Source organism: Gilliamella sp. App2-1 (assembly GCF_001690255.1).
Lineage (GTDB): Bacteria > Pseudomonadota > Gammaproteobacteria > Enterobacterales > Orbaceae > Gilliamella > Gilliamella apicola_G.
The window spans coordinates 21,838-47,642 of record NZ_LZGR01000043.1 but is presented as its reverse complement, the minus strand read 5'-3'; the positions used below and the strand labels follow the sequence as shown (position 1 = coordinate 47,642).

Genomic DNA, 25,805 nt, shown 5'->3' with positions numbered 1-25,805 from the left:
CACTTCTCCTTAACGATGATAAGGTACAGTGAGTTTCTGTTCTAACTGTTTTTGTATCCAAGAATAGATAACTACAGTCAACCAGTAAACAATGCCTACAGCTAAATAGGTTTCAAAGTAGAGCAATGAGTTAGCGGTTAACATTTTTCCGGCTGCTAATAGTTCTTGCACGCCAACAAAAAAGGCGACAGACGAATCTTTAAGCAATGAGATGAACATATTACCGGTGTTGGGTAAGGCACTAACCATGGCTTGAGGCAGTATAATACCGCGATAAACTTGTATTTTACTTAATCCTACTGTTAGTCCCGCTTCTTTCTGCCCGTGATCAACGGACTCTAGACTTGCTCGGAAAATTTCGGCTAAATAGGATGAATATTTTAAACTAAAGCAGATAATGGCTGCCGTTGTTGCCCCCATTTGTTTTAAAACAGGAAAAATCTGCGGTAATCCGTAATAAATAATAAACAGTAAAACAACGGATGGTATTCCTCGAAACAGAGATATAAATAGTGCAAAAAGAGTATCGATAATGATTATTTTATTGCTACGCAATAATGCAATCGCTAGCCCTAATATAATGGCAAACATAATCGATACGATGGTAATAAAAAGGGTAACCGGCAGATAAGGCAATATCTGCGGAAACACACTTAAAAAATAGTTTACATTAAAATTCATAAGGTAATATCTTCGCCAAAATATTTAATTGCCAGATTTTTCAATGTGCCATTAGTGCGTAACTTTTCGATGGCTTGATTGAATTTTTCACGCAGTGCTTGTCCTTTTTCATCTTTACTAAATGGAAATGCGACTTGCTCAATAGTAATGGGGTCACCGACTAATTTGAACGGTAGATTTTTACGCTTAATTTCAGCCAGTAATATCGGTTTTGAATTGACATAACCATCAACGCGTTGATACTCTGTGTCATATATTGCGCCATCTCGCGTTTCATAGGTCTTGATGGTGATTTCATTGTTAGGAAAGGCTTTTTTTAGATTGTTTATATGATTTGAGCCTAGCACACCCGCAATAGTTTTGCCTTTAAAATCAGTTAATTGATTGATATCATTGTTATCTTTGTGAGTCACAATTTGGCTACCATAAAAGCTATAGGTGTTCGAAAAATCATATTTGGCTTGACGAGCAGGTGTAATTGCAACCGCATTGGCAATAGTATCTAATCGTCCGGTATCAAATTGTCCCATCAATCCACCAAATTCCGCAATGACCCATTCGACTTTATAGCCTAATTCTTTGGCAATCGCTTCGGTAACCTCAACATCAAATCCGACTAAATTGCCATCTTGTTCATAACCGTTTGGGTAGCTCTGTCCTGTAGAACCCACTTTAATAATATTTTGCTCTATGGCTTGATGGTTGGATTGATTATCGCAACCCATTAAGGTTAGGCTAGTTAATAAAAGTGCGGATAGTAACGAGGTTATTTTTTTCATTGTTGATTACTCCTTTTTTTCCATTCGGTGTAGCTTTTATGATTTAAGATTTTTTCAAAATAGAGCGTGGTATGATCGGGTGTTAAATCCGCTTGCCCTATTTTTTTATAACCTTTATTCATATACGTTTGGGCAAGCCATGGATGATTTGCGGCAGTGCCTAACGTGACAGCGGGTAACTTTAGTTGGTTAATTAAAATTTGCTGTTCAACAAAATCCCATAATACATTACCATAGCCTTGACCTTTATAACGTGGATCGGTTGCAAACCAACCTAAATGGGGTAACCCATAAGGTCCTGGGTTATTGCCCCACGGAAAGCGAATGCTTAAGGTTGATAGTAGCTCATCATCTTTTTCAAATAGATACACGGCATTCGATGCAATATGCTCAGCAATCTGCGGTTGCATGACTGTCGCTGCGGCAAAATGAATGCCTAATTCAGTTGTGGCTTGATAAGCACTATGCAGTAGTGCCTGATAAGCTGGAATATCTTTATCAGTCATTAAGCGAAAGCTCATGCTAATACTCCACACTGTTGAGCATATTGAATGACTTGTGCTACTTTTTCAGGAGCAGAGCCAAGATAGTTAATTGGATCTAACCAAGTATCAAGTTCCGATTCGGTCAATATTTGGTTCAAGCTTGGATCTTCTAATAATATCTCTTTAAATGGTCGATTTTGTTCAAACGCTTTCATAGCGCTTTGATAAACCAGCTGATGAGCGGTTTGTTTGCCTAATCGCTTACCGATTTCGAACATCACTTTTTCTGATAACAGCAAGCCATTTTGCAGTGATAAATTGGCCAACATCCGATCAGCATTGACTTTAAGACCTTTAAGCACGGCAAGGGCTGTTTGCAATTGCGCTGAAATGTAAAGGTTAATTTCGGGTAGTGCGATCCATTCGGCACGCCAACTCATGGCATCGCGTTCATGTTCAACTTGCATTGATTCGTGAATTAACGCGACGCTTTTTAAAAGTGGAGCCGTCAAACTGGCTAAACCTTCTAATGCTGCTGGGTTGCGTTTATGTGGCATGGTGGTTGAGCCAATTTTTCCTGCCGAGAAAGGTTCTTCGACTTCGTTAATCTCAGTACGCATCAAGTTATAAAATTCATTACCTATTTTGCCTAATGTGCCACTGATTAGTGCGATGACTGATGCATATTCAGAAAAACGATCACGAGCTGCTTGCCAACCAATATTAGGGGTATTTAGTCCGAGTAACATTAACGCTCGCGATTCTACTTGTGGTCCTAGCTTGCCCATTGATGCATAAGTACAAATTGCGCCACTAATATTACCGACTAATACCCGTTGTTTGATTTCGCTTAAACGTTGTAAGTGCCGAATAAATTCATCTAACCATACCGCAAGTTTAAAACCAAAGGTTGTGGGAAGTGCTTGCATGCCATGTGTACGCCCAACCATGGGTAAATATTGATACTGTTTGGCTAAACGTTTTAGTTCGAGTGCCACTTGTTTACTATCGCGTTCAATGACTTCAAATGATTGTTTTAATTGTAAAACAGTTGCGGTATCGACAATATCTTGTGTGGTCGCTCCGTAATGAATATATTGACCGGCATCACCGACTTGTTTTTGTAGTGCGTTAATGGTCGACATTAACGAGTGTTTGGCTTTTGCTGCTTCTTCGGCAATGTGTTCAATTGATAGTTTAGATGCATCGGCTTTGGCTATGATTGCATTGGCTGCTTCGGTTGGAATAACGCCTAGCTCGCCTTCTGCTTTAGCTAAAGCGACTTCGACCTCTACTTGTTTTTGCAAGCGATTTTGCTCTGACCAGATCGATCTCATTTCGCTTGTACCAAAGTTATTGCCTAAAATTAAAAAATCTAAAATATGTGACGCCACCAAACTATCCTCAATCATGGTTATTATCCGGTTAAATAATTATTCGTAATTATTGGGAGATCGTCTAATAATCTGTTTGTCTATGGATATAACTAATTGGAATAAAAGATTAATAGAAATGGGCAATTTGAGTGATTTAAGTCATAATCAGAATACTTTTTGAGTGGAGGGGAGGCGCTAAACAAGTTCATCTCTTTGCAAAAATCGTTCAGAAAACCAATTGATTTTATTTGATTTTTTTTGCTTCATGTTGTTAACTATCGTTTTAATAAGAGTTAAAAATAAAATTAACTAATTAGGATAAGCTAGGCGAAAAGAAAGAAAAAATTTTGTTTATCTTTTATTTAGATAAGTGGTTTGGAAAAATATTAAAAATAAATAAAATCAGTATTTTTCTAAATGTCTTTTAATAATCAAAATTATCTCAAATTTAAAAGATCAAAGAAAAACACGCTAGTTATTTGCGTGTTTTTCTTGTGACCTAAACAATAGCATTAACAATGTTCTAGTAATTGTTTATTACAATTTTTATAGCACTTGAACAATCGATTCGCAAAGTCTAGACATGTTATCTAATGTCATGCCTGCCACATTGATACGCCCTGAATTAACGATGTAGATGCCATAATCATTACGTAATTTAAGCACTTGCTCTTCGTTCAAACCACTGAACGAGAACATCCCGTTTTGTTTGGCGATGAAGCTAAAATCTTGATTGGCTCCTTTATCTTGTAATGTTTTTACAAATAGTTGTCGCATGCGGTGAATGCGTTGTCGCATACCAGTTAACTCATCAATCCACTCTTCTTTTAATTCTTCATTGTTTAAAATGTAAGAGACGATTTTAGCACCATGAGCAGGTGGATTTGAGTAATTAGCGCGAATAATTGTTTTGACTTGACTAAAGGCGCGATCGGCAATTTCAGTATTTGCAGCAATTAGCGTGAATGCGCCTACGCGTTCATTATAGAGACCAAAATTTTTTGAATATGAGCTAGCAATAAGTAGCTCTGGATGGTTATTAGCAAATAATCGTAGCCCATAGACGTCTTCTTCTATACCTTGTCCAAAGCCTTGATAAGCTATATCAAACAGTGGCAACCAACCATTTTTTAAGGCAAGATCCGATATAGCTTGCCATTGTTCTGGGGTTGGGTCAATACCGGTTGGGTTATGACAGCAACCATGGAACAACACTGCTTCACCAGCGGTAACTTGGCTTAAGCTGCTCATCATGGCATCAAAATCAAAAGTGTGAGTGTGTGCACTGTAATAATGGTATTGATGTACTTCAAGACCAGCAGTTTGGAATACACTACGATGATTTGGCCAAGTTGGATTGCTTACCCAAACGCGTTTTACTTTAGTCCGGCGGGCTAAAAAATCCGCCATTATGCGTAAGGCCCCTGTTCCGCCAGGCGCTTGTGCAGTTCTTGCTCGTTCATTTTCACGACCAAAAAGTAAAATTTGCGTTACAATATTGAAGGTATTGACACCATCAATAGGTAAGTAACTTTTGGTAATTTCGTCATTTAATAAAAAATGTTCTGCTTTTTTCACACTTTCTAAAATAGGTGTTTTGGTCGTTTCATCTTTATAAATACCGACACTTAAATTAATTTTATTGATGCGTTCATCTTTATTATAAAGATCGGCCAGCCCTAAAATGGGATCTGCCGGTGCTGCTGTTAAATTTTCAAACATAATTCACCTATTTCATCCAATTGGTATCACCGCATTATATACACATTATTTTGTAAGTTACAATTTCGAAAAAAGCATACTATAAATAGATTTTTATAAGCATTCTTTATTTTTAACATTCCTATATTTAGTAAAAAACTATAAGCTGATTAAAAAATGAAATCAAATCATTAGCTAATGTTATTAATTCTCCCGTAATCAAATCTTCTTTTACTACTTCGCCTGTTAAATTGTTTAATGAAATAATTGTTGTGCTGTCATCTGTCGAAGCAATAAAAATAGTCGGTATTCGTTTTAATCTTTTTTGCTGAGATAAATGAGCTATTAAATTTTGTTCTAAAGTTGAAAAATCATCATCATTCCATGCTTGAATTAAAGTTAAATGAGTGTTGGCAAACTTAGCTGTCATATTGCCTGCATATTGTGTTCCATAAAAAATGTGAGCACTGGGATGTAAAGTGATACCGACAACTTGTTCAACAATCGTAAGATCTCTTGGCGGCTCCAATAAAAATGGTTGCCAAAATACCGTGAGATATTCAGTTTTTAAAATACAAGGCGAGGGAATAGCATGCAATTCTTCGCTTTGTGGTGCATACTTAAACTGGTCAATCCAAAGAGTAGTAAAATCAAGTAAGGCAATTTTATAAGCAGAGTTCATGGACAAATGTATCTCATATTCAAATTATTATGTTATTTAATCGTCATTATACTGATTAAGTTTTGCAATGCATAATTACCTCAACGTTTCATTTTTTATTAATTAGGTAATTTGTAAAGTAAAAGATTGTAAAGAGGTAATAGGTGATTAGGTGTTTTAATATAAAACTTTAAGCAAATCAAATAAGTTATTTATAATACGGTAAACGTTCGTTAAAAATAACGAAAAATGAATCCTTAACTGTTTGTAAAATATCTAGTTTAATTTACTTGCTATCCTTGACTGAAACGTTAATAATAGAGACGGATAATTTTATCCTTGTAATGCAGCAATGGCGTTAGACATTACAGTTTGTCAAAATAAAATCGCGTAAGTAGAATCATTATAATTAGATAATCTGTTTATTTTAAACAATTGCATAAAGATTTAGTTTGTTTGCCAAAACCGGTAAGACGCAGAGGTTTGCTTATTAACCATATTAATAGTGTCAATAAATTATAAAATTAGGTTTTTTGCAAAGTATTTAGTGCTTTTTAATTTAATATTTTGCTTGTTATATTGATGTTGTGTAAGCGGTATCGGATTCACATAAAATAATAACAAAAATAACACAAATAAAATAATGAATGCCGTATACAAATATTTAGTTAAGTACCATTATTCATCATTGTTAAAATAACCACTTATCAATAATAAGATTCTACCTACAGTTAATTCAGACTAATGAAGAGTGTAGAATAATGAAAAGAATGTTAATCAACGCAACCCAGCAAGAAGAGCTGCGCGTTGCGCTTGTTGATGGTCAAAGATTGTATGATTTAGATATTGAAAGCCTTGGGCATGAACAAAAGAAAGCCAATATTTATAAAGGTAAAATCACTAAAATCAATCCAAGTTTAGAAGCCGCATTTGTTTCTTATGGTGGCGAGCGCGATGGATTTTTACCTTTAAAAGAGATTGCTGAAAGTTATTTTCCATCTAATATTTCTGGACGGCGTAGTATTAAACACCTACAAGAAGGTCAAGAAGTTCTTATCCAAATTGAAAAAGAGATTCGGGGCAAAAAAGGTGCGGCTTTAACCACCTATATTAGTTTAGCTGGCAGCTATTTAGTGTTGATGCCTAATGATCCTCGTGCTGGCGGAGTTTCGCGTCGCATAGAAGGTGAAGAACGAGCCGATCTTAAACGTATTATTGATGCTATCGAAAAACCTAAAGGTATGGGTGTGATAGCCCGAACTGCAGGGGTGGGTAAAAGTCAAGAAGAGTTACAACAAGATTTAGATGCATTAGTTACCTATTGGGCAGCCATTCAAAATGAAGCAAAAAAGCATCCTGCACCTAGTTTAATTCATAAAGAAAGTGATATTATCACTCGCGCATTTCGTGATTATTTACGTGATGATGTTGGTGATATTTTAATTGATAATCCCAAAGTGCTTGAAATTGCTAAAAAACGGTTAGCAGATTTAGGACGTGTTGAGTATGTCAGTCGCTTAAAGCTTTATGAGGGTGATGTACCATTATTTAATCATTTCCAAATTGAAGGTCAGATTGAGTCGGCATTCCAGCGTGAAGTTCGCTTACCTTCTGGTGGCTCAATTGTGATTGATGCGACAGAAGCGCTTACAGCAATTGATATTAACTCTGCTAAATCAATTCGCGGTAGTGATATTGAAGAAACCGCATTTAATACTAATCTTGAAGCAGCCGAAGAAATAGCTCGCCAACTACGCTTACGAGACTTAGGTGGTTTGATTGTTATCGATTTTATTGATATGACCCCAGTTCGTAATCAGCGTGAAGTAGAAAATCGCCTTAAAGAAGCCATGAAAACTGATCGTGCGCGTATTCAAACGACTCGTATTTCACGCTTTGGTTTGCTCGAAATGTCTCGTCAACGATTAAGCCCTTCATTACGCGAAGCAACTCATCATATATGCCCTCGTTGTCAAGGAACAGGTACTGTTCGTGACAATAATTCATTGTCTTTATCTATTCTTCGTTTAATTCAAGAAGAGGCAATGAAAGATAATACTGTACAAATCGATGTCATTGTTCCAGTACCAATAGCGAGCTATTTACTCAATGAAAAACGTCGCGCTATCACCAATATTGAAAGTATGCATCCTGATGTCAAAATTGTGATTGCTGGCGATGAAGAGATGGAAACACCTCTATATAAAGTAATTCGTAAGCGTAGAGGAGAAGAAACAGACGTACTGAGTTATCATCTCCCAAAACTGATTCGTGAGCTTGAAGAGGAGGAAGATGACCAACTAGCTGTTGAAGTTGTTGTGGAACAAGCGGTATTATCAGGCCCTAAAGTTGAGGCTTGTGCAGCATCAAAAGAACAGATAGAGTCAAAAACTAAAAAATCAGGTGGGTTGTTTAGTGGATTATTTGGTAAGTTACGTAAACTGTTTGTTACAGAAACAGCAGAACCCGAGCCAGAGGTTAAAACAAAAATAGCCAAAAGACGAGATAATCAACGAGCAAACAATCGACGTCAACGTAATAACCGAAACAATAGTGTGGCTAGTAATACTAATATTGTTGCGACAGGTACTACTGAAGAGGTGAAAGAATCAAGTCGAAATAATAGCCGTAGAACTAAACAAAATACTAATGCAAGTACTAATTTGACAAACTCTGCAAATAATCTTAAGACAGATAAAGTTGTTGAAACTGTACAACCAAAACAGCGTGAAGCTAAACCAAGACGTCAACAACGGGTATTAACTAGAAGTATTCGCATAAAAAATAGTGATAGTATGGTGGAAACTGAACAAGAAAGAGTTATTATTCCTTCTTTATTATTACCCATTATTGTACCTGAACCAACTGAAAACAATATTGCAACGGAATTTCAACCAAAACGTCAGCGTCGTACTTCAAGACATTTACGAATGAATGGTCAACGTAATAAACGCCGTGCTCGTAATGTAGAACTAAAACAGTCACCAATGCCGTTGCCGTTTGCTGCAGCATCATTAGAATTAGCTTTAGGTCGTGTTATTGTTGATTACAGTCGAATAAATAATGATGAATCAAGTATTAAGGTACCGGTTATCCCTTCGCTTTTACTGCCTGTCATTGTTAAAAATGAAGAGGATGTCAATAGTGTTGATACAGCTAGCATGGATGAAGTATCCAAAAGTTCTTTATTCATAAATGCACAAGAAGATTTTCAAGTTGATGAGCAAAATAGTAATGATGTTGGTTTGCTAACTAATGATTTACAATCAACAGGCTACTCTTCTTCAGCAATGACTAAAGCACCTGCTCCTGAATATGTGACTTCTGCTATTGGAATAAAATCACGTGAAGAGTCAGATTATCGTTTTGAAGGTAAAGGAAATGCTGGCGGTTTAAGTGCACAAGATCATGCTTATGCCGCAGTAAGTAAACCGGTGATAATCGATTAATCTTATAATATATTAAAATAACGGTGATATATGTCACCGTTGTTTTAATACTTCTTAACTTCGATAAAGATAAACAATGATTATCTATATTTTTAAGAAAATAGTAACGTTTTTATTTATTATCTGCGTTCTAGCTCAGATAAGCTTTTGTCTTGTGTATTTTTCGCCTTATTCAATGTTAGGTGAACCTAGTTTTATTGATGCATATAGAGCTTTTTTTCAGCAATTACTACAAGGTCAATTTACGCTAATATCTGGAGAAAAAGTACATTTTTTTCATACAATTTCTACTACTTTTGAACTTTGTATCTTAGCTTTACTTGTTACGTTGCTTATTGGATTACCTTTAGGGATCTTTCTTGGTCTGAGTAATATTCATTGGTTAAATAACACAATTCGCCTAGGATGTTTATTACTTTATTCATGCCCATTAGTCTTACTTGTTGTTATTATTATGTTCCTGATATCTCCTTCATGGACAGTATCATTGAATTTTCACTTATCTCCAACCGAAACAGGTACTTCATTATTGGACATTTTGTTTTCTTCAAGTGATGATAAGATGCGCCTATTACTAGAGCAATTTCGCTATTTGCTTTTACCTATGCTTATTTTGGCAATTCAGCCAAGTATTATGACTATCCAATTAGTAAGCCAATCAGTAAAAAGTATCTCACGTCAAAACTTTATAAAAATGGCAATTATTCGAGAAAGATCGCTTTTTAAAATTTTACGTCGGCATTTATTACCTAATTCTATTCCTGCAACCATTCCACAGTTAACATATAATACAACTACATTGTTGTTTTCTACCATGGTGATAGAAATTTTATATAATCGAGAAGGACTAGGGCAGTGGGTGATGAGTGCTTATCACCATCATAATTATTTTATTATTTCTATTGCCATTCTAGCTTGTGGCACTGTTATCAGTTTATTAGCACTATTAGGTGAAATTTCGGCTGTTGTTATTTATCCTTTGCGTCATAAGGAACATTATGTCTAGGCTAGCTAGGTTAATAAAAGGTATAAAGTTAAGCTTTAGTCGGTTGCACAGTAATTTTTACTTAATTGTTGGCTTTTATGGCATATTGGCGATTACATTTATAGCATTATCAACTCAATGGTTTTTTCATGCCCATTTAAACCCTAGTTACCCAGCTTTATTGCCACCTGCTTGGTGGTCTAGCGGTGATATCAATCATATACTCGGTACCAACGCGAAAGGGCAAGATATTTTTAATTATTTGTTAATTGGTTATCGTTCAACTATGACAATGACGTTAAAAGCAGTATTTTATGTGGTTGCCATTGGCGGAGTAATTAATTACTTAATGTTTTTTATATCATTTATACGCCCTTTTGTATTGTTTATTTTTAAATTCTGTATGGTTGTACCGCCGTTACTTGGTGTGATTGTGATTAGCTTATTATTAAAAGATAATATTACTAATATGTTATTGGTGATTGGATTATCTTATTCCCCACGCTTTATTTACAATATCCATCAACGTGTTATCAACGAATGGAATAAAACTTATATTACGGCCTATAGACTTGATGGACTATCTTCGTTTTCAATTTTAAATCATTATATTCTACCTAACATTTTACCTCTTTATCTGACCGAAATTGTTTCATTGTTTGGATCGGTTATTTTGTCAGTTACCACAATAACTTTTTTAGGCTTTGCTAATGATGTTTCCCGTCCGGATTTGGGAATGATGATGTTTCAAATGAAAGATATCATTGCTATTAATTATTTGGCCTTTTTATCTCCAGGAATTGCGGTTTCAGCTACAATTATTTTGGTATATTTATTCAACTTTGGATTATATGGCCGAAGAGCAGGAACTTAATGATGGCATTATTAGATATTCGAAATTTAACCATTGAGTTTATTACGCCAGAGGGTCTTTTGCGCGCAATTGATCGGGTTAATTTGAAGTTGTCAGAAGGTGAAATTCGAGGCTTGGTTGGTGAATCAGGCTCAGGAAAAAGCCTTATCGCTAAAGCTATCTTAGGGGTAACTAATCATAACTGGAAGATTTCAGCCGATCGTATTTATTTTAATGATATTGATTTACTTAAACTCTCACCTAGACAACGTCGAAAAGTGATTAGTGCTAATATCTCTATGATATTTCAAGAACCACAATCTTGTTTAGATCCCTCTATGAAAGTTGGGCAACAGTTAATCACTGCAATTCCAAGAAGAACATTTAAAGGGCATTGGTGGCAGCGATTATTTTGGCGTAAGCATCGAGCGATTGAGTTATTGCATCGGGTAGGAATTAAGAATCACAAAGAGATATTAAAGTCCTATCCGTTTGAATTAACCGAAGGCGAATGTCAGAAAGTCATGATAGCCATTGCGTTGGCTAATCAGCCAAAGCTACTTATTGCTGATGAACCAACAAATGCAATGGAAGCCACTACCGAAGCACAAATTTTTAGGTTGCTCGCTAGTATGAATCAAAATATGGGGACTACTATCTTGCTTATCAGCCATGATTTACAAATGGTAACCAGATGGACTGATCGTATCAATGTCCTATATTGCGGACAAACCGTTGAAGTTGCTAATAGTGAAGATTTAATTAAATCACCTTATCATCCTTATACTCAGGCGCTGATTTATGCTATCCCTGATTTTGGTAAAGCCATGCCACATAAAAGCCCGTTAAATACGTTACCCGGAGTGATTCCATCATTGGAGCATTTACCCATAGGCTGTCGATTAGGACCACGATGCCCTTATGCCCAAAAGAAGTGTATTTTGGCTCCAGAATTGATAACGATAAAAGATCATTTTGTAGCCTGTCATTTTCCGTTAAATACTGATGAGTAACCGTAAATGAATAGGAATACACGATGAATCCAATATTAAAAGTACGTAACTTATCTAAGCAATTTAAAATTCCTAAAGGTCTTTTAGGACATATACGCATTGATGCAGTCAAGCCATTATCATTTTCTCTTAATGAAGGTAAAACTCTTGCAATTATTGGGCAAAATGGCTCAGGAAAGTCAACGCTGGCAAAAATGTTAGTTGGTATGATAAAACCTGATAATGGCGATATTTGGATTGATGGTAATAAAGTTCAATACGGTGATTATAGTCACCGTTGTCAACTGATTCGGATGATATTTCAGCACGTAGAAAGTTCATTTGATCCGAGATTACGTATTGGTCAATTGCTTGAGATCCCCTTAAAGCGTAATGCTAATTATGGTGCTCATGAACGTGAAAAGTTAATTAGCGGTGTATTAAAACAAGTTGGATTGTTACCTGAACATGCCTCTTATTACCCTTCTGTGATGGCGGCGGGGCAAAAGCAACGTGTGGCATTAGCTCGAGCATTGATTTTAAAACCCAAAGTAATAATTTTAGACGAAGCCTTAGCGGCATTAGATATTTCGATGCGTTCACAAATTGTCAATTTAATGTTGACATTACAAGCTGAACAAAATATTTCTTATGTATATGTCACTCAAGATATTGGGATGATGAAACATATCAGCGATGAAATTTTGGTTATGCACAATGGCGATCTTGTTGAGTCTGGTAATACTGCTGAAGTATTGGCTTCGCCGCTAAGTGATATTACCCAAAAATTGATAAATAGTTACTTTGGTGAAGCACTTACTGCTGATACATGGCGTACCGATACGCGTGCTTTTTAGTTAATAAAACTATCTATCATTTGCATTTTAGCGCGTGAGGTAATGATCATTTTATTTGGATTATTTACCTACTTTTAATCTAATTGTTCTAATGAATTTGTTATATAAAAAATCTCGACAAATAACATAAAAGGCTCTATATTTAGCTGTATAGATTTCTAGACGTCTATTTCTGATGTTTAAAAATAACTTACCATTATAGGAGCTTTTGTTATGCCTATTTGTATTCCTGACTCATTACCCGCTGTTGATGTGTTACGTAATGAGAATGTATTTGTTATGACCTCATCACGAGCTAATACTCAAGAAATTCGTCCACTTAAGCTCCTTTTTTTAAACCTCATGCCTAAAAAAATCGAGACTGAAAATCAATTTTTACGTTTACTTTCTAATTCGTCTTTACAAGTTGATATTCAATTATTGCGTATTGATCAACGAGAGTCAAAAAATACACCTGTCGAACATTTAAACAGTTTTTATTGTGATTTTGATGATATTCGTGAACAGAATTTTGATGGGCTAATTATAACTGGCGCTCCACTAGGGAAAGTGGCTTTTTCGGATGTTGTGTATTGGCCTAAATTATCCGAAATTATTGCTTGGGCAAAAGATCATGTCACCTCAACAATGTTTGTTTGTTGGGCGGTTCAAGCTGCATTAAATGTCTTATATGATTTACCTAAATTCACTCGAGCACATAAGTTATCGGGTGTTTTTCAGCACCAAATTGTTCAACCTAATGCAATTTTAACGCGTGGCTTTGATGATACCTTTTTAGCGCCTCATTCGCGTTATGCTGATTTTCCAATTGATAAAATTATAAATTACACAGATCTATCCATTTTAGCAACGTCTGATATTACAGGACCTTACTTAATGGCAACCCCTGATAAACGTATGGCTTTTGTAACAGGACATCCCGAATATGATTCATTTACATTAGCTAATGAATATTTTCGTGACTTAAAGGCAGGTATTAGTCCAAATATTCCTTATAATTACTTTCCTGATAATAATCCCGATGTTGAGCCAAAAGCAACGTGGCGCAGCCATGCTTATCTATTATTTAGTAATTGGCTTAACTATTACGTTTACCAGTTAACTCCATTTGATTTAACTACTCGAGATTTAACGATTGATGACTAATAAATTCAGCTAAATTGTATTTGGCTTTATATATTGTGGTCGGTTATATGCTGTAATTGGATCTTGTTAGGCTATTGCTAGATTTAGCTAACAATAGCCTAGAAAAGCGAGTCTTTAAATGAATATATAGCTCACGTCTATGGCATAAACAAAAAATGAGCAAAGAAACTATTTTTGCTTAATTTAGTGCCTAATTTAAATAACAATTGGTAAAGTTTACGAAGTATTATCTGAATGTGGTTTGGTTATATTATCAAACTTGTAACCAAAATGTCACAGGCCCATCATTAATCAAAGATACTTGCATGTCGGCCGCAAATTGACCTGTTTGAGTTGTTATTTTTTGTTGGCATTGTTCGACAAAAAACTGATAAAGCCTATTTGCTTCATCAGGGTTAGCGCCTTTAGTAAAGCTTGGTCGCATTCCTTTTTTAGTGTCTGCTGCTAGGGTGAATTGAGAAACAACTAATACTTCGCCGTTAACGTGGTTAACATTTAGATTCATTTTCCCTTCATTATCACTAAAAATGCGATAGCCTAATACCTTTTCACATAAACGGATTGCTTTCTGCTCATTATCGTCTTGCTCAATACCAAGTAAAATCAGCAGTCCTTGATTAATCTGTCCAATAATGTTATTGTCTACTGTAACACTAGCTTGTTTTACTCGTTGGATTAAGGCGATCATAAATTAATTACTCTGGTAAAGGGGGATTGTTAACAACGTGTTTTTTTTGTCGGTTATAGTCAGTCAATGTTGCGGCAAATTCAGCACCGAACAAAACAATACACCAAGAAAAATAGATCCAAACTAACATAATGGGGATCGATGATACTACTCCATAAATGAGTTGATAAGTTGGAAACGAAGTAACATACAGTGCAAATGCACGTTTACCGAATTCAAATAACACTGCAGCGACAAGCGCACCAAGTATCGATTCTTTAAAAGGAACAGATTCGGTCGGAATAATGCTATAAAGTAACCAAAAACCAATCACAGAAATAACAAATGGTAGGAAATTAAGTAATATGTTGCCTGTTGTTACTGTTGATAGCCATTTTAGCGAAAAGATATAAGAACTAACTGCTACACTAGATCCAACTAAAATAGGGCCCAAGGTTAATATTGTCCAATACATGGTTAGGTTGTACATGAATGAACGTTTACGTTCGGTTTTCCAAATATGATTAAGTGCTGTATTAATTGAGTTGATCAACAATAAGGAAGTAACAATTAAACCTATTATCCCGACAAAGGTCATTTTTCTTGTATTGGAGATAAATTGTTCTAGATAATTTTGGATGGTATCACTAGCAGTAGGAACAAGGTTATTATAAATCAATTTTTTTAATGAATGGCTAACTTCATCAAACATTGGAAAAGCAGACAATAAAGAAAAAATAACGGTAATAAGTGGTACTAGTGCAAGTATGGTGGTATAAGCAAGCCCAGCAGAAGAGGTTGTAAGTCGATCGTTGTTAATACGATTCCATAATAATTTCATAAAGATCTGTATTTGCGTCAGTGATTTCATTAGCTTCTTTCTATTTTAGTTAGAAATAATACAATTATTAAATCCATTACTATTTAATGAGTTTAATACCTTATTTGCTTCTTGTTTACTTGTATAAGGTCCCACTGTAACTCGATATAATTGTCCTGAAGAAATATTACCGCGAATACCTGTCATTGCAAGTTTAGCTTTTAGTGTGTCAGCATTAGATTTATCCTTAAATGCTCCACATTGTAATAACCATTTAGTTGTAATAGTTGGTGTTACATTTGAAGATTGATTTTGTATTGCAGTATTTTCTTGTAAAGAAGGTGCAACAGTACGAGCATTCTTAATAAAACTATCTAGAATTTGTTGTCGTTCACCAGCAGTAGAACTTGATATTGATCCATAGTTTGCATTAGGGGTTTCTAATTCTTTAAGGTATGTCCAACGTTCTTGTGGTTGTTCTGGTAGCGTTATCACGGGTGTCTGAGTTTTTGCTTTTCGAGGTTCAATATTTTTTTGGGGAGCATTATTGGCAATAAAATAAAGAATAGCAGAAAATAGAATAATGATGATAATAGCCAAAAATATCATTAACTTAGGCTTGTTTCGTGACTTATTTTTTTTTGATTGGCTCTTTTTTCTAACATAATCACGCTGAACCACAATAGACTCTCTTCTATTTTATTAACATTGCAAAATAACTTGTATATAAAAAAAGTGGCTTACACCACTTTTTGTCATTTTTCTTTAACTATGATAGTTAACAAATAATCGCATTAAGCCAATGCTTTAATTTGTTTAATTAAATTCGCTTTATGACGTGCAGCTTTATTTTTATGAATTAAGCCACGAGCCGCTTGACGGTCAACAACTGCTTGCATGTCTTTGAATGCTACTTCAGCTGTTTGTTTATCACCAGCAGCAACAGCTGCGTAAACTTTTTTGATATAAGTACGCATCATTGAACGGTTGCTAGCATTATGTTTACGGCGCTTTTCGGATTGAACCGCACGTTTCTTAGCTGATTTGATATTAGCCAAAGTCAACTCCCAAGTTTAGATAAAAATTAGATATTAATAAGGTGGCAAAATATGCCTGATTTTCTTTCTATTGTCAATGGCACTGGATAAAAAATATGATTAGGAAATTTTATATTCATTATAAGTGTTTGTTATTTGACCGGGAATGTCTATAACCTAAACAGAAATTTTATGTTAGAATAGCAAAAGTTTTATTATATTTATATTTTATAAGAGGGAGTATCATGTCTATTATTAGAATGCAAGATCTTGATCTAAAAGGGAAACGTTTATTTATTCGCTCAGATCTTAATGTGCCAGTTAAAAATGGTAAGGTCACTTCCGATGCGCGTATTAAAGCGTCATTACCTACTATTGAAGAGGCAATTAGAAAAGGTGCTAAGGTAATGGTTACCTCTCATATTGGGCGTCCAACAGAAGGAGAGTATAACCCAGAGTTCTCTTTACAACCTGTTGTTGATTATTTAAAAGAACATGTGTCATTCCCTGTTCGTTTAGTAAAAGATTATCTTAATGGCGTAGATGTAAAAGAAGGCGAATTAGTTGTACTAGAAAACGTCCGTTTCAATGTAGGTGAAGGTAAAGATGATGAAGCTTTATCTAAAAAGTATGCTGCTCTTTGTGATATTTATGTAATGGATGCGTTTGGTACTGCTCACCGAGCACAAGCTTCGACTCATGGTGCGGGTAAATTTGCACCGGTTGCTTGCGCTGGTCCATTATTAGCAGCTGAGCTTGATGCGTTAGGTAAAGCGCTAGATAATCCAGCAAGACCAATGGTTGCTATCGTTGCTGGTTCTAAAGTATCAACAAAATTAACCGTACTTGATTCGCTATCAAAAATTGCTGATCACATTATTGTTGGAGGAGGTATTGCTAATACCTTTATTGCTGCTGAAGGTTATAATGTAGGTAAATCGCTTTATGAAGTAGATTTAATTCCAGAAGCTAAAAAATTAATGGCTAACTGTGAAATCCCTGTTCCAACCGATGTCCGTGTTGCAACTGAATTTAGTGAAACAGCCGTAGCTACTGAAAAATCAGTTCAAGATGTTAAAGAAAATGAACAAATTCTTGATTTAGGTGATAAATCAGCAGAAGTATTAGCAAATGTCATCAAAAACGCGAAAACTATTTTATGGAATGGTCCTGTGGGTGTTTTTGAGTTCCCTAATTTTCGCCGTGGCACTGAAATTGTAGCGAAAGCAATTGCCGATAGCGAAGGTTTTTCAATCGCTGGTGGTGGTGATACATTAGCTGCAATTGATCTATTTGGTATTGAAGATAAAATCTCTTATATTTCAACTGGTGGCGGAGCTTTCCTTGAATTTGTTGAAGGCAAAAAACTACCTGCTGTTGCGATGTTAGAAGATAGAGCAAAAGCGTAGAATTGAAGTTTAGTAAAAGGATGAGTTAATGACTCATTCTTTAATTTTTATAAATAAATTTATAGGTAATAAGATGGTTACTAAGATTTCTGATGTTGTTAAACCTGGTGTTGTCACTGGTGATGATGTTCAAAAAGTGTTTCAAATTGCTCGTGATAATAACTTTGCATTACCAGCTGTAAATTGTGTTGATACAAATACAATCAATGCGGTTATTGAAACTGCTGCTAAAGTTGGATCACCAGTCATTGTTCAATTTTCAAATGGTGGTGCTCAGTTTATTGCAGGTAAAGGTCTGAAATTAGAAGGTCAAGAAAGCGCTGTTTTAGGTGCAATTTCTGGGGCAAAACATGTTCATCTTGTAGCAGAAAAATATGGTGTACCGGTTATTGTTCATACTGATCATTGTGCTAAAAAATTACTTCCATGGGTAGATGGATTACTTGATGCTGGTGAAACTCATTTTGCTAAAACTGGTAAACCATTGTTTTCATCTCATATGATTGATCTTTCAGAAGAGTCACTAAAAGATAACATTGATATTTGTTGTCAATATCTTGCTCGTATGTCAGCAATGAAAATGACTTTAGAGTTAGAATTGGGATGTACTGGTGGCGAAGAGGATGGTGTTGATAATAGTCATATGGATAGCTCAGCACTTTATACTCAACCAGAAGATGTAGCTTATGCTTATGAGCGTTTAAGTGCCATCAGTCCTCGTTTTACTATTGCTGCATCATTTGGTAATGTGCATGGTGTTTATAAACCAGGTAATGTAAAATTAACACCAAAAATTCTAGATAATTCACAAAAATATGTATCAGAAAAGTTCAATTTACCTGCAAAATCATTGAATTTTGTTTTCCACGGTGGTTCAGGTTCAACGCCAGAAGAAATTGCTGAAGCAGTCAGTTATGGTGTAATCAAAATGAATATTGATACAGATACTCAATGGGCTAACTGGGCGGGTGTTTTAGATTACTACAAAGCAAATGAGGCCTATCTACAAGGCCAATTAGGTAATCCAGAAGGTGTTGATGCTCCAAATAAAAAATACTACGATCCGCGTGTATGGCTACGCAAAGGACAAGATTCTTTAGTTGCTCGTTTAGAACTTGCATTCAAAGAGCTTAACGCAGTTAATGTTCTTTAATGTTTAAGTTATTTAGAGTAAAAGCAAGGTGTTTACCTTGCTTTTGATTATCCGATAATTCAAATAAATCTTGCATTTTTATTTGAATTATCGGATAATCCTGCCCTCATTTAACTTAGGGGAGCTGTCTATTTATTAATATTAATTATTAATAGAGGCGTTTGCACCCGAGAAAAGGAAACTAAAAATGGCAAAGAAAGTACAAGCTTACATTAAGTTGCAAGTTGCAGCTGGTGCAGCGAATCCTAGTCCACCAGTTGGTCCAGCTCTTGGTCAACACGGTGTTAATATCATGGAATTCTGTAAAGCGTTTAATGCAAAAACAGAAAGCATGGAAAAAGGATTACCAATTCCTGTTGTAATTACAGTTTATTCAGACCGTTCATTTACATTCGTAACTAAAACGCCTCCGGCTGCAGTTTTATTAAAGAAAGCCGCTAAAATCAAGTCTGGTTCTGGCGAACCTAACAAGAAAAAGGTAGGTAAAGTGACGATTGCACAAATTCGCGAAATCGCTGAATTAAAAGCTGCAGATATGAATGGTGCTACCATTGAAACGATGATGCGTTCTATTGAAGGAACAGCTCGTTCAATGGGTTTGGAAGTGGAGGGTTAACCAATGGCTAAATTATCTAAGAAAGCTAAACTTATCCGCGAAAAAGTGAATGCGACTAAGCAATATGAAATTAATGAAGCTATCGCTTTATTAAAAGAACTTGCTACCGCTAAATTCACAGAAAGTGTTGACGTTGCCGTTAATTTAGGTATCGATTCGCGTAAATCAGACCAAAATGTTCGCGGTGCAATTGTGCTTCCACATGGTACTGGACGCAGTAGTGTGCGCGTTGCTGTATTTACTCAAGGAGCAAAAGCAGAATTAGCTAAAGAAGCGGGTGCTGATTTAGTAGGTATGGACGATCTTGCTGATCAAATCAAAAAAGGCGAAATGGATTTTGATGTTGTTATTGCATCACCTGACGCTATGCGTGTTGTTGGTCAATTAGGTCAAATTTTAGGACCGCGTGGTTTAATGCCAAACCCTAAAGATGGAACTGTTACCCCTAATGTTGCTGAAGCTGTAGAAAATGCTAAAGCAGGTCAGATTCGTTACCGTAATGATAAAAATGGTATTATCCATACAACTATCGGTAAAGCTGATTTTGATGCAGATAAGCTTAAAGAAAATTTAGAAGCATTACTTGTTGCGTTAAAACGTGCAAAACCAGCATCTTCTAAAGGTGTATTTGTTAAGAAGGTGAGTCTTTCTACTACAATGGGCGCTGGTGTCGCTATTGATCAAGCAACATTAAATGCAACTGTTTAATGATTTTTATCGTTAAACAAAGAAATCGGTTGGTGTCTGGCCTTAACCAGACCCCGTTCAAGACCGTAGGTGTGGTTGATGTTTAACTACTTAATTTCCCTACGTAGACGGTGACAGAACCTGATAAGATATAATAGAAGGATTCTGCTCATCGTGGTTGTGCTAGCTACATTTGTAACTAGTTAAATTAAGTCTAGGCTTCGCCTAGTATAATCCAGGAGCAATACCAATGGCACTAAATCTTCAAAATAAACAAGAAATTGTTGCTGAAGTTAATGAAATCGCCAAAGGTGCGCTATCTGCAGTTGTTGCTGATTCTCGTGGCGTAACTGTAGAAAAAATGACTGCATTACGTAAATCTGCTCGTGAAGCGGGTGTTTATATGCGTGTTGTTCGTAATACGCTATTGCGCCGTGTTGTTGAGGGTACTCAATACGAGTGTTTAAAAGATACGTTTGTTGGTCCAACTCTAATTGCATTTTCAAATGAGCACCCAGGTGCCGCTGCGCGTATTTTTAAAGCGTTTGCGAAAGAAAATGAAAAATTTGAGATTAAAGCCGCAGCCTTTGAAGGTGAGTTGATTACTGCAGCGAACATTGATCGCTTAGCAACATTACCTACTTATGAAGAAGCATTAGCTCGCTTGATGTCAACCATGAAAGAAGCCGCAGCTGGCAAACTGGTTCGTACTCTTGCGGCGGTTCGTGATCAAAAAGAAGCTGCTTAATTGTCAGTTTGATTATGAATATTATCAATTAAAAAAATGTAAATTTGGGAAACTATATTATGTCTATCACTAAAGAACAAATTTTAGATGCAGTTGCTGAAATGTCTGTTATGGATGTTGTTGAACTTGTATCAATGATGGAAGAAAAATTTGGCGTTTCTGCAGCTGCAGCAGTTGCAGTTGCAGCAGCTGGTCCGGCTGAAGCAGCAGAAGAAAAAACTGAATTTGATGTAATCTTGAAAGAAGTTGGTGCTAACAAAGTAGCTGTCATTAAAGCAGTTCGTGGTGCAACAGGTTTAGGCTTAAAAGAAGCGAAAGATCTTGTTGAATCAGCTCCAGCAACAGTTAAAGAAGGCATTAGCAAAGCTGATGCAGATGAACTTAAAAAGGCACTTGAAGAATCTGGTGCAGTTGTCGAACTTAAATAAGTTTATCAATAATACCATAAATGGCTGGGGGTTTTATACCTCCAGCCATTTTGCGCTATAATAAGTTAAAGAATTTTATTTGAAGATTATCAATAAAGTAATAAAGAAATAGTATATTTATTAAGCCTAATCAATTGATATTTATAGATATTTTCGATGAGGTGTCAGGTGCCATCAGTTAGCGATAGCACTCCTGATGAATATTTAATCATGCTAAAATAGCAGATAAGCAAGTTGAGGAACTAATGGTTTACTCTTATACCGAGAAAAAACGAATTCGTAAGAATTTTGGTAAGCGTCCACAAGTCTTGGATATACCGTATCTTCTTTCTATTCAACTTGATTCGTTCCAGAAATTTATTGAGCAAGATCCAGAAGGACAATATGGCTTAGAAGCTGCATTCCGTTCAATATTTCCGATAAAAAGTTATAGTGGTAATGCTGAGTTACAGTACGTGAGCTTTAAGATGGGTGACCCCGTATTTGATGTTAAAGAATGTCAAATTAGAGGGATCACTTACTCAGCACCGTTGCGCGTAAAATTACGTTTAGTTATTTATGATAAAGATGCGCCAGAAGGAACAGTTAAAGATATTAAAGAGCAAGACGTCTACATGGGCGAGATTCCTTTAATGACGGACAATGGTACATTTGTGATCAACGGTACAGAACGTGTAATCGTATCACAATTACATCGTAGTCCGGGTGTATTCTTTGATAGTGATAAAGGTAAAACACATTCTTCAGGTAAAGTTTTATATAATGCTCGGATTATTCCTTATCGTGGCTCTTGGCTTGATTTTGAATTTGATCCAAAAGATAATCTTTTTGCTCGAATTGACCGTCGTCGTAAACTTCCAGCAACAATTATTTTGCGTGCACTAGGTTATGAAACAGAAGAAATCTTAGCTATTTTCTTTGAAAAAACTAATTTTGAAGTTGGCAAATCTAAGTTAAAAATGGATCTTGTCCCAGAGCGTTTACGTGGTGAAACAGCACTGTTTGATATTGAATCAAAAGGTAAAGTGTATGCTGAAAAAGGCCGACGTATTACTGCTCGTCACATTCGTGAATTAGAAAAAGATAAAGTTAGCAAAATTGATGTACCAGTTGAATATATCGTTAATAAAGTTCTTGCTAAAAATTATGTTGATGAAGCTACGGGAGAGGTTATTGCTTTTGCTAATACACCAATCTCATTAGAACTATTACTTCAATTAACCAAAGCAGGACATAAACAAATAGAAACTTTATTCACTAATGATTTAGATCATGGTGCATTTATTTCTGAAACATTAAATGTGGATTCAACTCGCGACCGACTAGGCGCGTTAGTTGAAATTTATCGCATGATGCGTCCAGGCGAGCCACCAACAAAAGAAGCTGCTGAAGCATTATTTGATAATTTATTCTTCTCTGATGAACGTTATGATTTATCTGCTGTTGGTCGTATGAAGTTTAACCGTTCTTTAGGGCGTGATAGCATTGAAGGCGAAAGCGTTTTAACGAAAGATGATATCGTTGACGTAATGAAGAAATTAATCGCTATTCGTAATGGACATGGTGAAGTCGACGATATCGACCATTTAGGTAACCGCCGTATTCGTAGTGTTGGTGAAATGGCAGAAAACCAATTCCGTATTGGTTTAGTTCGTGTTGAGCGAGCAGTGAAAGAGCGCTTATCTTTAGGTGATCTCGATTCATTAATGCCACAAGATATGATTAATGCTAAACCAATTTCAGCAGCGATTCGTGAATTTTTTGGTTCAAGTCAGTTATCTCAGTTTATGGATCAAAACAACCCATTATCTGAAATTACCCATAAACGTCGTATTTCAGCATTAGGTCCAGGTGGTTTAACACGTGAACGAGCAGGGTTCGAAGTACGTGACGTACATCCAACACATTATGGTCGTGTATGTCCAATCGAAACGCCAGAAGGACCAAACATCGGTTTAATTAACTCATTAGCGGTTTATGCTCGTACCAATGAGTATGGATTTTTAGAAACACCATACCGACGAGTGATTGATGGTATCGTAACTGACGAAATTAATTATTTATCAGCGATTGATGAAAGTGAATTTGTAATAGCTCAGGCAAACTCGAACCTTGATGAAGATGGCCGTTTTAAAGAAGACTTAGTAACTTGTCGTTTAAATGGTGAATCAGGCTTATATAGTCCAGAACAAGTTCATTATATGGACGTATCAACCCAGCAAATCGTATCGGTTGGTGCATCATTAATTCCATTCCTTGAACATGATGATGCGAACCGTGCTTTAATGGGTGCAAACATGCAGCGTCAGGCAGTACCAACGTTGAAAGCGGAAAAGCCGTTTGTTGGAACGGGAATGGAACGTGCAGTGGCAGTTGACTCAGGTGTAACAGCTGTTGCTCGTCGCGGTGGTACAGTTCAATATGTTGATGCATCGCGTATTGTGGTTAATGTTAATGCTGATGAAATATATGCAGGTGAAACCGGTATTGATATTTATAATTTAACTAAATATACCCGTTCTAACCAAAACACTTGTATTAATCAGATTCCATGTGTGGAATTAGGCGAAAAAGTTGAGCGTGGCGATGTGCTTGCCGATGGTCCATCAACTGACTTAGGTGAATTGGCATTGGGTCAAAACATGCGAGTGGCTTTCATGCCATGGAATGGTTATAACTTTGAGGATTCTATTTTAGTTTCTGAAAAAGTGGTACAAGATGACCGTTTTACATCAATTCATATTCAAGAATTATCTTGTATTTCTCGTGATACCAAGTTAGGCGCGGAAGAAATTACCGCTGATATTCCAAATGTGGGCGAAGCTGCACTATCTAAACTTGATGAATCAGGTATCGTTTATATTGGTGCTGAAGTTCAAGGTGGTGATATTCTGGTCGGTAAAGTAACACCTAAGGGTGAAACGCAATTAACGCCAGAAGAAAAATTGCTACGTGCAATTTTTGGTGAAAAAGCATCTGATGTTAAAGATACTTCATTACGCGTACCAAATGGTGTTTCAGGTACAGTTATTGATGTTCAAGTGTTTACTCGTGATGGTGTACAAAAAGATAAACGTGCGCTTGAAATCGAAGAGATGCAACTTAAACAGGCAAGAAAAGATTTAACTGAAGAACTTAAAATCTTAGAAGCTGCATTGTTTGCTCGTATTCGTGATGTACTAATTTCGGATGGAATCAAAGCTGATAAATTAGATGCTTTACCACGTGAAAAATGGTTAACAATCGGTATCCCGAATGAAGATAAACAAGCTCAATTAGAACAGCTTGCTGAGCAGCACGAGGAAATCAAAGCTGAATTTAATAAGAAATTTGAAGCTAAACGCATGAAGATCACACAAGGTGATGATTTACAACCCGGTGTGCTCAAAATTGTTAAAGTTTACTTAGCAGTTAAACGTCAAATTCAGCCTGGTGATAAGATGGCTGGTCGTCATGGTAACAAAGGGGTTATCTCTAAAATTAACCCAATTGAAGATATGCCATATGATGACAAAGGTCGTCCTGTTGATATCGTATTAAATCCACTAGGTGTTCCATCTCGTATGAATATTGGACAGATCCTAGAAACTCACTTGGGTATGGCTGCTAAAGGTATTGGTCAGAAGATTGATACGATGTTAAAAGAACAGCAGGAGTTAGCTAAATTACGTGAGTTTATTCAAAAAGCGTATGATCTTGGTTTAGGCGCTGCACAAAAAGTTAATGTAGCAGAATTTACTGATCAAGAAGTCATGAATTTAGCACAAAACTTGCGTAATGGTATGCCACTAGCAACTCCTGTGTTTGATGGTGCCAAAGAGCAAGAAATTAAAGCCTTACTAGAGCTGGGTGATTTACCAACTTCTGGTCAAATTACTTTGTATGATGGTCGTACAGGGGAACAATTTGAACGTCCAGTTACTGTAGGTTATATGTATATGCTTAAATTGAATCATTTAGTTGATGACAAAATGCATGCCCGCTCTACTGGTTCATACAGTCTGGTTACTCAACAGCCATTGGGTGGTAAAGCTCAATTTGGTGGTCAACGTTTTGGTGAGATGGAAGTATGGGCACTTGAAGCATATGGTGCAGCTTATACCTTACAAGAAATGTTAACCGTTAAATCAGATGACGTAAACGGCCGTACTAAGATGTATAAAAATATTGTAGATGGTGATCATCGTATGGAGCCTGCGATCCCAGAATCATTTAATGTACTATTAAAAGAGATCCGTTCGCTAGGTATTAATATCGAGTTAGATGAAGAATAAT

At 36.1% G+C, this 25,805-nt stretch carries 23 protein-coding genes; 13 read left to right on the top strand and 10 right to left on the bottom strand.

Going from position 1 to position 25,805, the window contains the following annotated elements; all coding sequences use genetic code 11:
• Positions 1-9: 9 nt before the first annotated feature.
• The 6 genes from A9G22_RS05370 to syd form a co-directional block, all read right to left on the bottom strand.
• Positions 10-681, bottom strand: coding sequence for an amino acid ABC transporter permease (locus A9G22_RS05370; RefSeq protein WP_065586602.1), 672 nt, complete (start codon positions 679-681; stop codon positions 10-12).
• Complete coding sequence (locus A9G22_RS05365) at positions 678-1,460, bottom strand: amino acid ABC transporter substrate-binding protein (protein WP_065586601.1); 783 nt, start codon at positions 1,458-1,460, stop codon at positions 678-680. Before A9G22_RS05365 ends, A9G22_RS05370 begins: the two co-directional genes overlap by 4 nt.
• Entirely contained in the window at positions 1,457-1,981 is a 525-nt protein-coding gene (locus A9G22_RS05360) for a GNAT family N-acetyltransferase (RefSeq protein ID WP_141669985.1), read from the bottom strand. Before A9G22_RS05360 ends, A9G22_RS05365 begins: the two co-directional genes overlap by 4 nt.
• Positions 1,978-3,339 (bottom strand): adenylosuccinate lyase, encoded by a 1,362-nt coding sequence (gene purB, locus A9G22_RS05355; RefSeq protein ID WP_065587032.1) that lies wholly within the window; start codon positions 3,337-3,339, stop codon positions 1,978-1,980. The genes A9G22_RS05360 and purB overlap by 4 nt, the downstream gene beginning before the upstream one ends.
• A gap of 528 nt (positions 3,340-3,867) precedes the next feature.
• Entirely contained in the window at positions 3,868-5,043 is a 1,176-nt protein-coding gene (locus tag A9G22_RS05350; RefSeq protein ID WP_065586600.1) for an amino acid aminotransferase, read from the bottom strand.
• 127 nt (positions 5,044-5,170) lie between these two features.
• Positions 5,171-5,704: a SecY-interacting protein gene (gene syd, locus A9G22_RS05345; protein ID WP_065586599.1), complete on the bottom strand. Its 534-nt coding sequence runs from the start codon at positions 5,702-5,704 to the stop codon at positions 5,171-5,173.
• A gap of 740 nt (positions 5,705-6,444) precedes the next feature.
• Between syd and rne the strand changes: the two genes are divergently transcribed.
• The 6 genes from rne to metA all read left to right on the top strand — a co-directional run bounded on the left by rne (position 6,445) and on the right by metA (position 13,965).
• Positions 6,445-9,132 carry a ribonuclease E gene (gene rne, locus A9G22_RS05340; protein WP_065586598.1) on the top strand — a complete coding sequence of 896 codons (2,688 nt, stop codon included), beginning with the start codon at positions 6,445-6,447 and terminating at the stop codon, positions 9,130-9,132.
• Positions 9,133-9,286: 154 nt separating this feature from the next.
• A complete protein-coding gene (locus A9G22_RS05335) occupies positions 9,287-10,138 on the top strand; it encodes an ABC transporter permease subunit (protein WP_176700234.1) in 852 nt (283 codons plus the stop codon).
• A complete protein-coding gene (locus tag A9G22_RS05330) occupies positions 10,131-10,991 on the top strand; it encodes an ABC transporter permease subunit (protein ID WP_065586596.1) in 861 nt (286 codons plus the stop codon). The genes A9G22_RS05335 and A9G22_RS05330 overlap by 8 nt, the downstream gene beginning before the upstream one ends.
• A gap of 2 nt (positions 10,992-10,993) precedes the next feature.
• Positions 10,994-11,983, top strand: coding sequence for a putrescine export ABC transporter ATP-binding protein SapD (gene sapD, locus A9G22_RS05325; protein ID WP_065586595.1), 990 nt, complete (start codon positions 10,994-10,996; stop codon positions 11,981-11,983).
• Positions 11,984-12,006: 23 nt separating this feature from the next.
• Positions 12,007-12,819 (top strand): peptide ABC transporter ATP-binding protein, encoded by an 813-nt coding sequence (locus tag A9G22_RS05320; RefSeq protein ID WP_065586594.1) that lies wholly within the window; start codon positions 12,007-12,009, stop codon positions 12,817-12,819.
• A 213-nt stretch (positions 12,820-13,032) separates the two neighbouring features.
• The gene (gene metA / locus A9G22_RS05315) at positions 13,033-13,965 is read left to right on the top strand and encodes a homoserine O-acetyltransferase MetA (protein ID WP_065586593.1); all 933 of its coding nucleotides are present in this window, start codon (positions 13,033-13,035) and stop codon (positions 13,963-13,965) included.
• A 253-nt stretch (positions 13,966-14,218) separates the two neighbouring features.
• On the opposite strand, the gene dtd is transcribed toward metA, so the two are convergent.
• The 4 genes from dtd to rpsT all read right to left on the bottom strand — a co-directional run bounded on the left by dtd (position 14,219) and on the right by rpsT (position 16,510).
• Entirely contained in the window at positions 14,219-14,653 is a 435-nt protein-coding gene (gene dtd / locus A9G22_RS05310; protein WP_065586592.1) for a D-aminoacyl-tRNA deacylase, read from the bottom strand.
• A gap of 7 nt (positions 14,654-14,660) precedes the next feature.
• Positions 14,661-15,503 carry a virulence factor BrkB family protein gene (locus A9G22_RS05305; RefSeq protein ID WP_065586591.1) on the bottom strand — a complete coding sequence of 281 codons (843 nt, stop codon included), beginning with the start codon at positions 15,501-15,503 and terminating at the stop codon, positions 14,661-14,663.
• Positions 15,504-15,518: 15 nt separating this feature from the next.
• Complete coding sequence (locus tag A9G22_RS05300; protein ID WP_141669984.1) at positions 15,519-16,061, bottom strand: SPOR domain-containing protein; 543 nt, start codon at positions 16,059-16,061, stop codon at positions 15,519-15,521.
• A 185-nt stretch (positions 16,062-16,246) separates the two neighbouring features.
• The gene (gene rpsT / locus A9G22_RS05295; RefSeq protein ID WP_025316521.1) at positions 16,247-16,510 is read right to left on the bottom strand and encodes a 30S ribosomal protein S20; all 264 of its coding nucleotides are present in this window, start codon (positions 16,508-16,510) and stop codon (positions 16,247-16,249) included.
• Positions 16,511-16,734: 224 nt separating this feature from the next.
• Here rpsT and pgk point away from each other — a divergent pair, with 224 nt between their 5' ends.
• The 7 genes from pgk to rpoB all read left to right on the top strand — a co-directional run bounded on the left by pgk (position 16,735) and on the right by rpoB (position 25,804).
• On the top strand, positions 16,735-17,898 hold the full coding sequence (gene pgk, locus A9G22_RS05290) for a phosphoglycerate kinase (protein WP_065586589.1): 1,164 nt from the start codon (positions 16,735-16,737) through the stop codon (positions 17,896-17,898).
• A 73-nt stretch (positions 17,899-17,971) separates the two neighbouring features.
• Complete coding sequence (gene fbaA / locus A9G22_RS05285; protein ID WP_065587031.1) at positions 17,972-19,051, top strand: class II fructose-bisphosphate aldolase; 1,080 nt, start codon at positions 17,972-17,974, stop codon at positions 19,049-19,051.
• 187 nt (positions 19,052-19,238) lie between these two features.
• A complete protein-coding gene (rplK, locus tag A9G22_RS05280; RefSeq protein WP_065586588.1) occupies positions 19,239-19,667 on the top strand; it encodes a 50S ribosomal protein L11 in 429 nt (142 codons plus the stop codon).
• A 3-nt stretch (positions 19,668-19,670) separates the two neighbouring features.
• The gene (gene rplA, locus A9G22_RS05275) at positions 19,671-20,375 is read left to right on the top strand and encodes a 50S ribosomal protein L1 (protein ID WP_065586587.1); all 705 of its coding nucleotides are present in this window, start codon (positions 19,671-19,673) and stop codon (positions 20,373-20,375) included.
• A gap of 229 nt (positions 20,376-20,604) precedes the next feature.
• Entirely contained in the window at positions 20,605-21,102 is a 498-nt protein-coding gene (gene rplJ, locus A9G22_RS05270; protein WP_065561374.1) for a 50S ribosomal protein L10, read from the top strand.
• A 59-nt stretch (positions 21,103-21,161) separates the two neighbouring features.
• The gene (gene rplL / locus A9G22_RS05265; RefSeq protein ID WP_065586586.1) at positions 21,162-21,530 is read left to right on the top strand and encodes a 50S ribosomal protein L7/L12; all 369 of its coding nucleotides are present in this window, start codon (positions 21,162-21,164) and stop codon (positions 21,528-21,530) included.
• A gap of 245 nt (positions 21,531-21,775) precedes the next feature.
• Positions 21,776-25,804, top strand: a complete 4,029-nt coding sequence (rpoB, locus tag A9G22_RS05260; protein ID WP_065586585.1) for a DNA-directed RNA polymerase subunit beta — start codon at positions 21,776-21,778, stop codon at positions 25,802-25,804.
• The last annotated feature ends 1 nt before the right edge of the window (position 25,805 follow it).

Coding starts and splice junctions, on each gene's coding strand:
- A9G22_RS05370 (WP_065586602.1), bottom strand. CDS start 681: ATGAATTTTAATGTAAACTATTTTTTAAGTGTGTTTCCGCAGATATTG.
- A9G22_RS05365 (WP_065586601.1), bottom strand. CDS start 1,460: ATGAAAAAAATAACCTCGTTACTATCCGCACTTTTATTAACTAGCCTA.
- A9G22_RS05360 (WP_141669985.1), bottom strand. CDS start 1,981: ATGAGCTTTCGCTTAATGACTGATAAAGATATTCCAGCTTATCAGGCA.
- A9G22_RS05350 (WP_065586600.1), bottom strand. CDS start 5,043: ATGTTTGAAAATTTAACAGCAGCACCGGCAGATCCCATTTTAGGGCTG.
- syd (WP_065586599.1), bottom strand. CDS start 5,704: ATGAACTCTGCTTATAAAATTGCCTTACTTGATTTTACTACTCTTTGG.
- rne (WP_065586598.1), top strand. CDS start 6,445: ATGAAAAGAATGTTAATCAACGCAACCCAGCAAGAAGAGCTGCGCGTT.
- A9G22_RS05330 (WP_065586596.1), top strand. CDS start 10,131: ATGTCTAGGCTAGCTAGGTTAATAAAAGGTATAAAGTTAAGCTTTAGT.
- sapD (WP_065586595.1), top strand. CDS start 10,994: ATGGCATTATTAGATATTCGAAATTTAACCATTGAGTTTATTACGCCA.
- A9G22_RS05320 (WP_065586594.1), top strand. CDS start 12,007: ATGAATCCAATATTAAAAGTACGTAACTTATCTAAGCAATTTAAAATT.
- metA (WP_065586593.1), top strand. CDS start 13,033: ATGCCTATTTGTATTCCTGACTCATTACCCGCTGTTGATGTGTTACGT.
- dtd (WP_065586592.1), bottom strand. CDS start 14,653: ATGATCGCCTTAATCCAACGAGTAAAACAAGCTAGTGTTACAGTAGAC.
- A9G22_RS05305 (WP_065586591.1), bottom strand. CDS start 15,503: ATGAAATCACTGACGCAAATACAGATCTTTATGAAATTATTATGGAAT.
- A9G22_RS05300 (WP_141669984.1), bottom strand. CDS start 16,061: ATGATATTTTTGGCTATTATCATCATTATTCTATTTTCTGCTATTCTT.
- pgk (WP_065586589.1), top strand. CDS start 16,735: ATGTCTATTATTAGAATGCAAGATCTTGATCTAAAAGGGAAACGTTTA.
- fbaA (WP_065587031.1), top strand. CDS start 17,972: ATGGTTACTAAGATTTCTGATGTTGTTAAACCTGGTGTTGTCACTGGT.
- rplK (WP_065586588.1), top strand. CDS start 19,239: ATGGCAAAGAAAGTACAAGCTTACATTAAGTTGCAAGTTGCAGCTGGT.
- rplA (WP_065586587.1), top strand. CDS start 19,671: ATGGCTAAATTATCTAAGAAAGCTAAACTTATCCGCGAAAAAGTGAAT.
- rplJ (WP_065561374.1), top strand. CDS start 20,605: ATGGCACTAAATCTTCAAAATAAACAAGAAATTGTTGCTGAAGTTAAT.
- rplL (WP_065586586.1), top strand. CDS start 21,162: ATGTCTATCACTAAAGAACAAATTTTAGATGCAGTTGCTGAAATGTCT.
- rpoB (WP_065586585.1), top strand. CDS start 21,776: ATGGTTTACTCTTATACCGAGAAAAAACGAATTCGTAAGAATTTTGGT.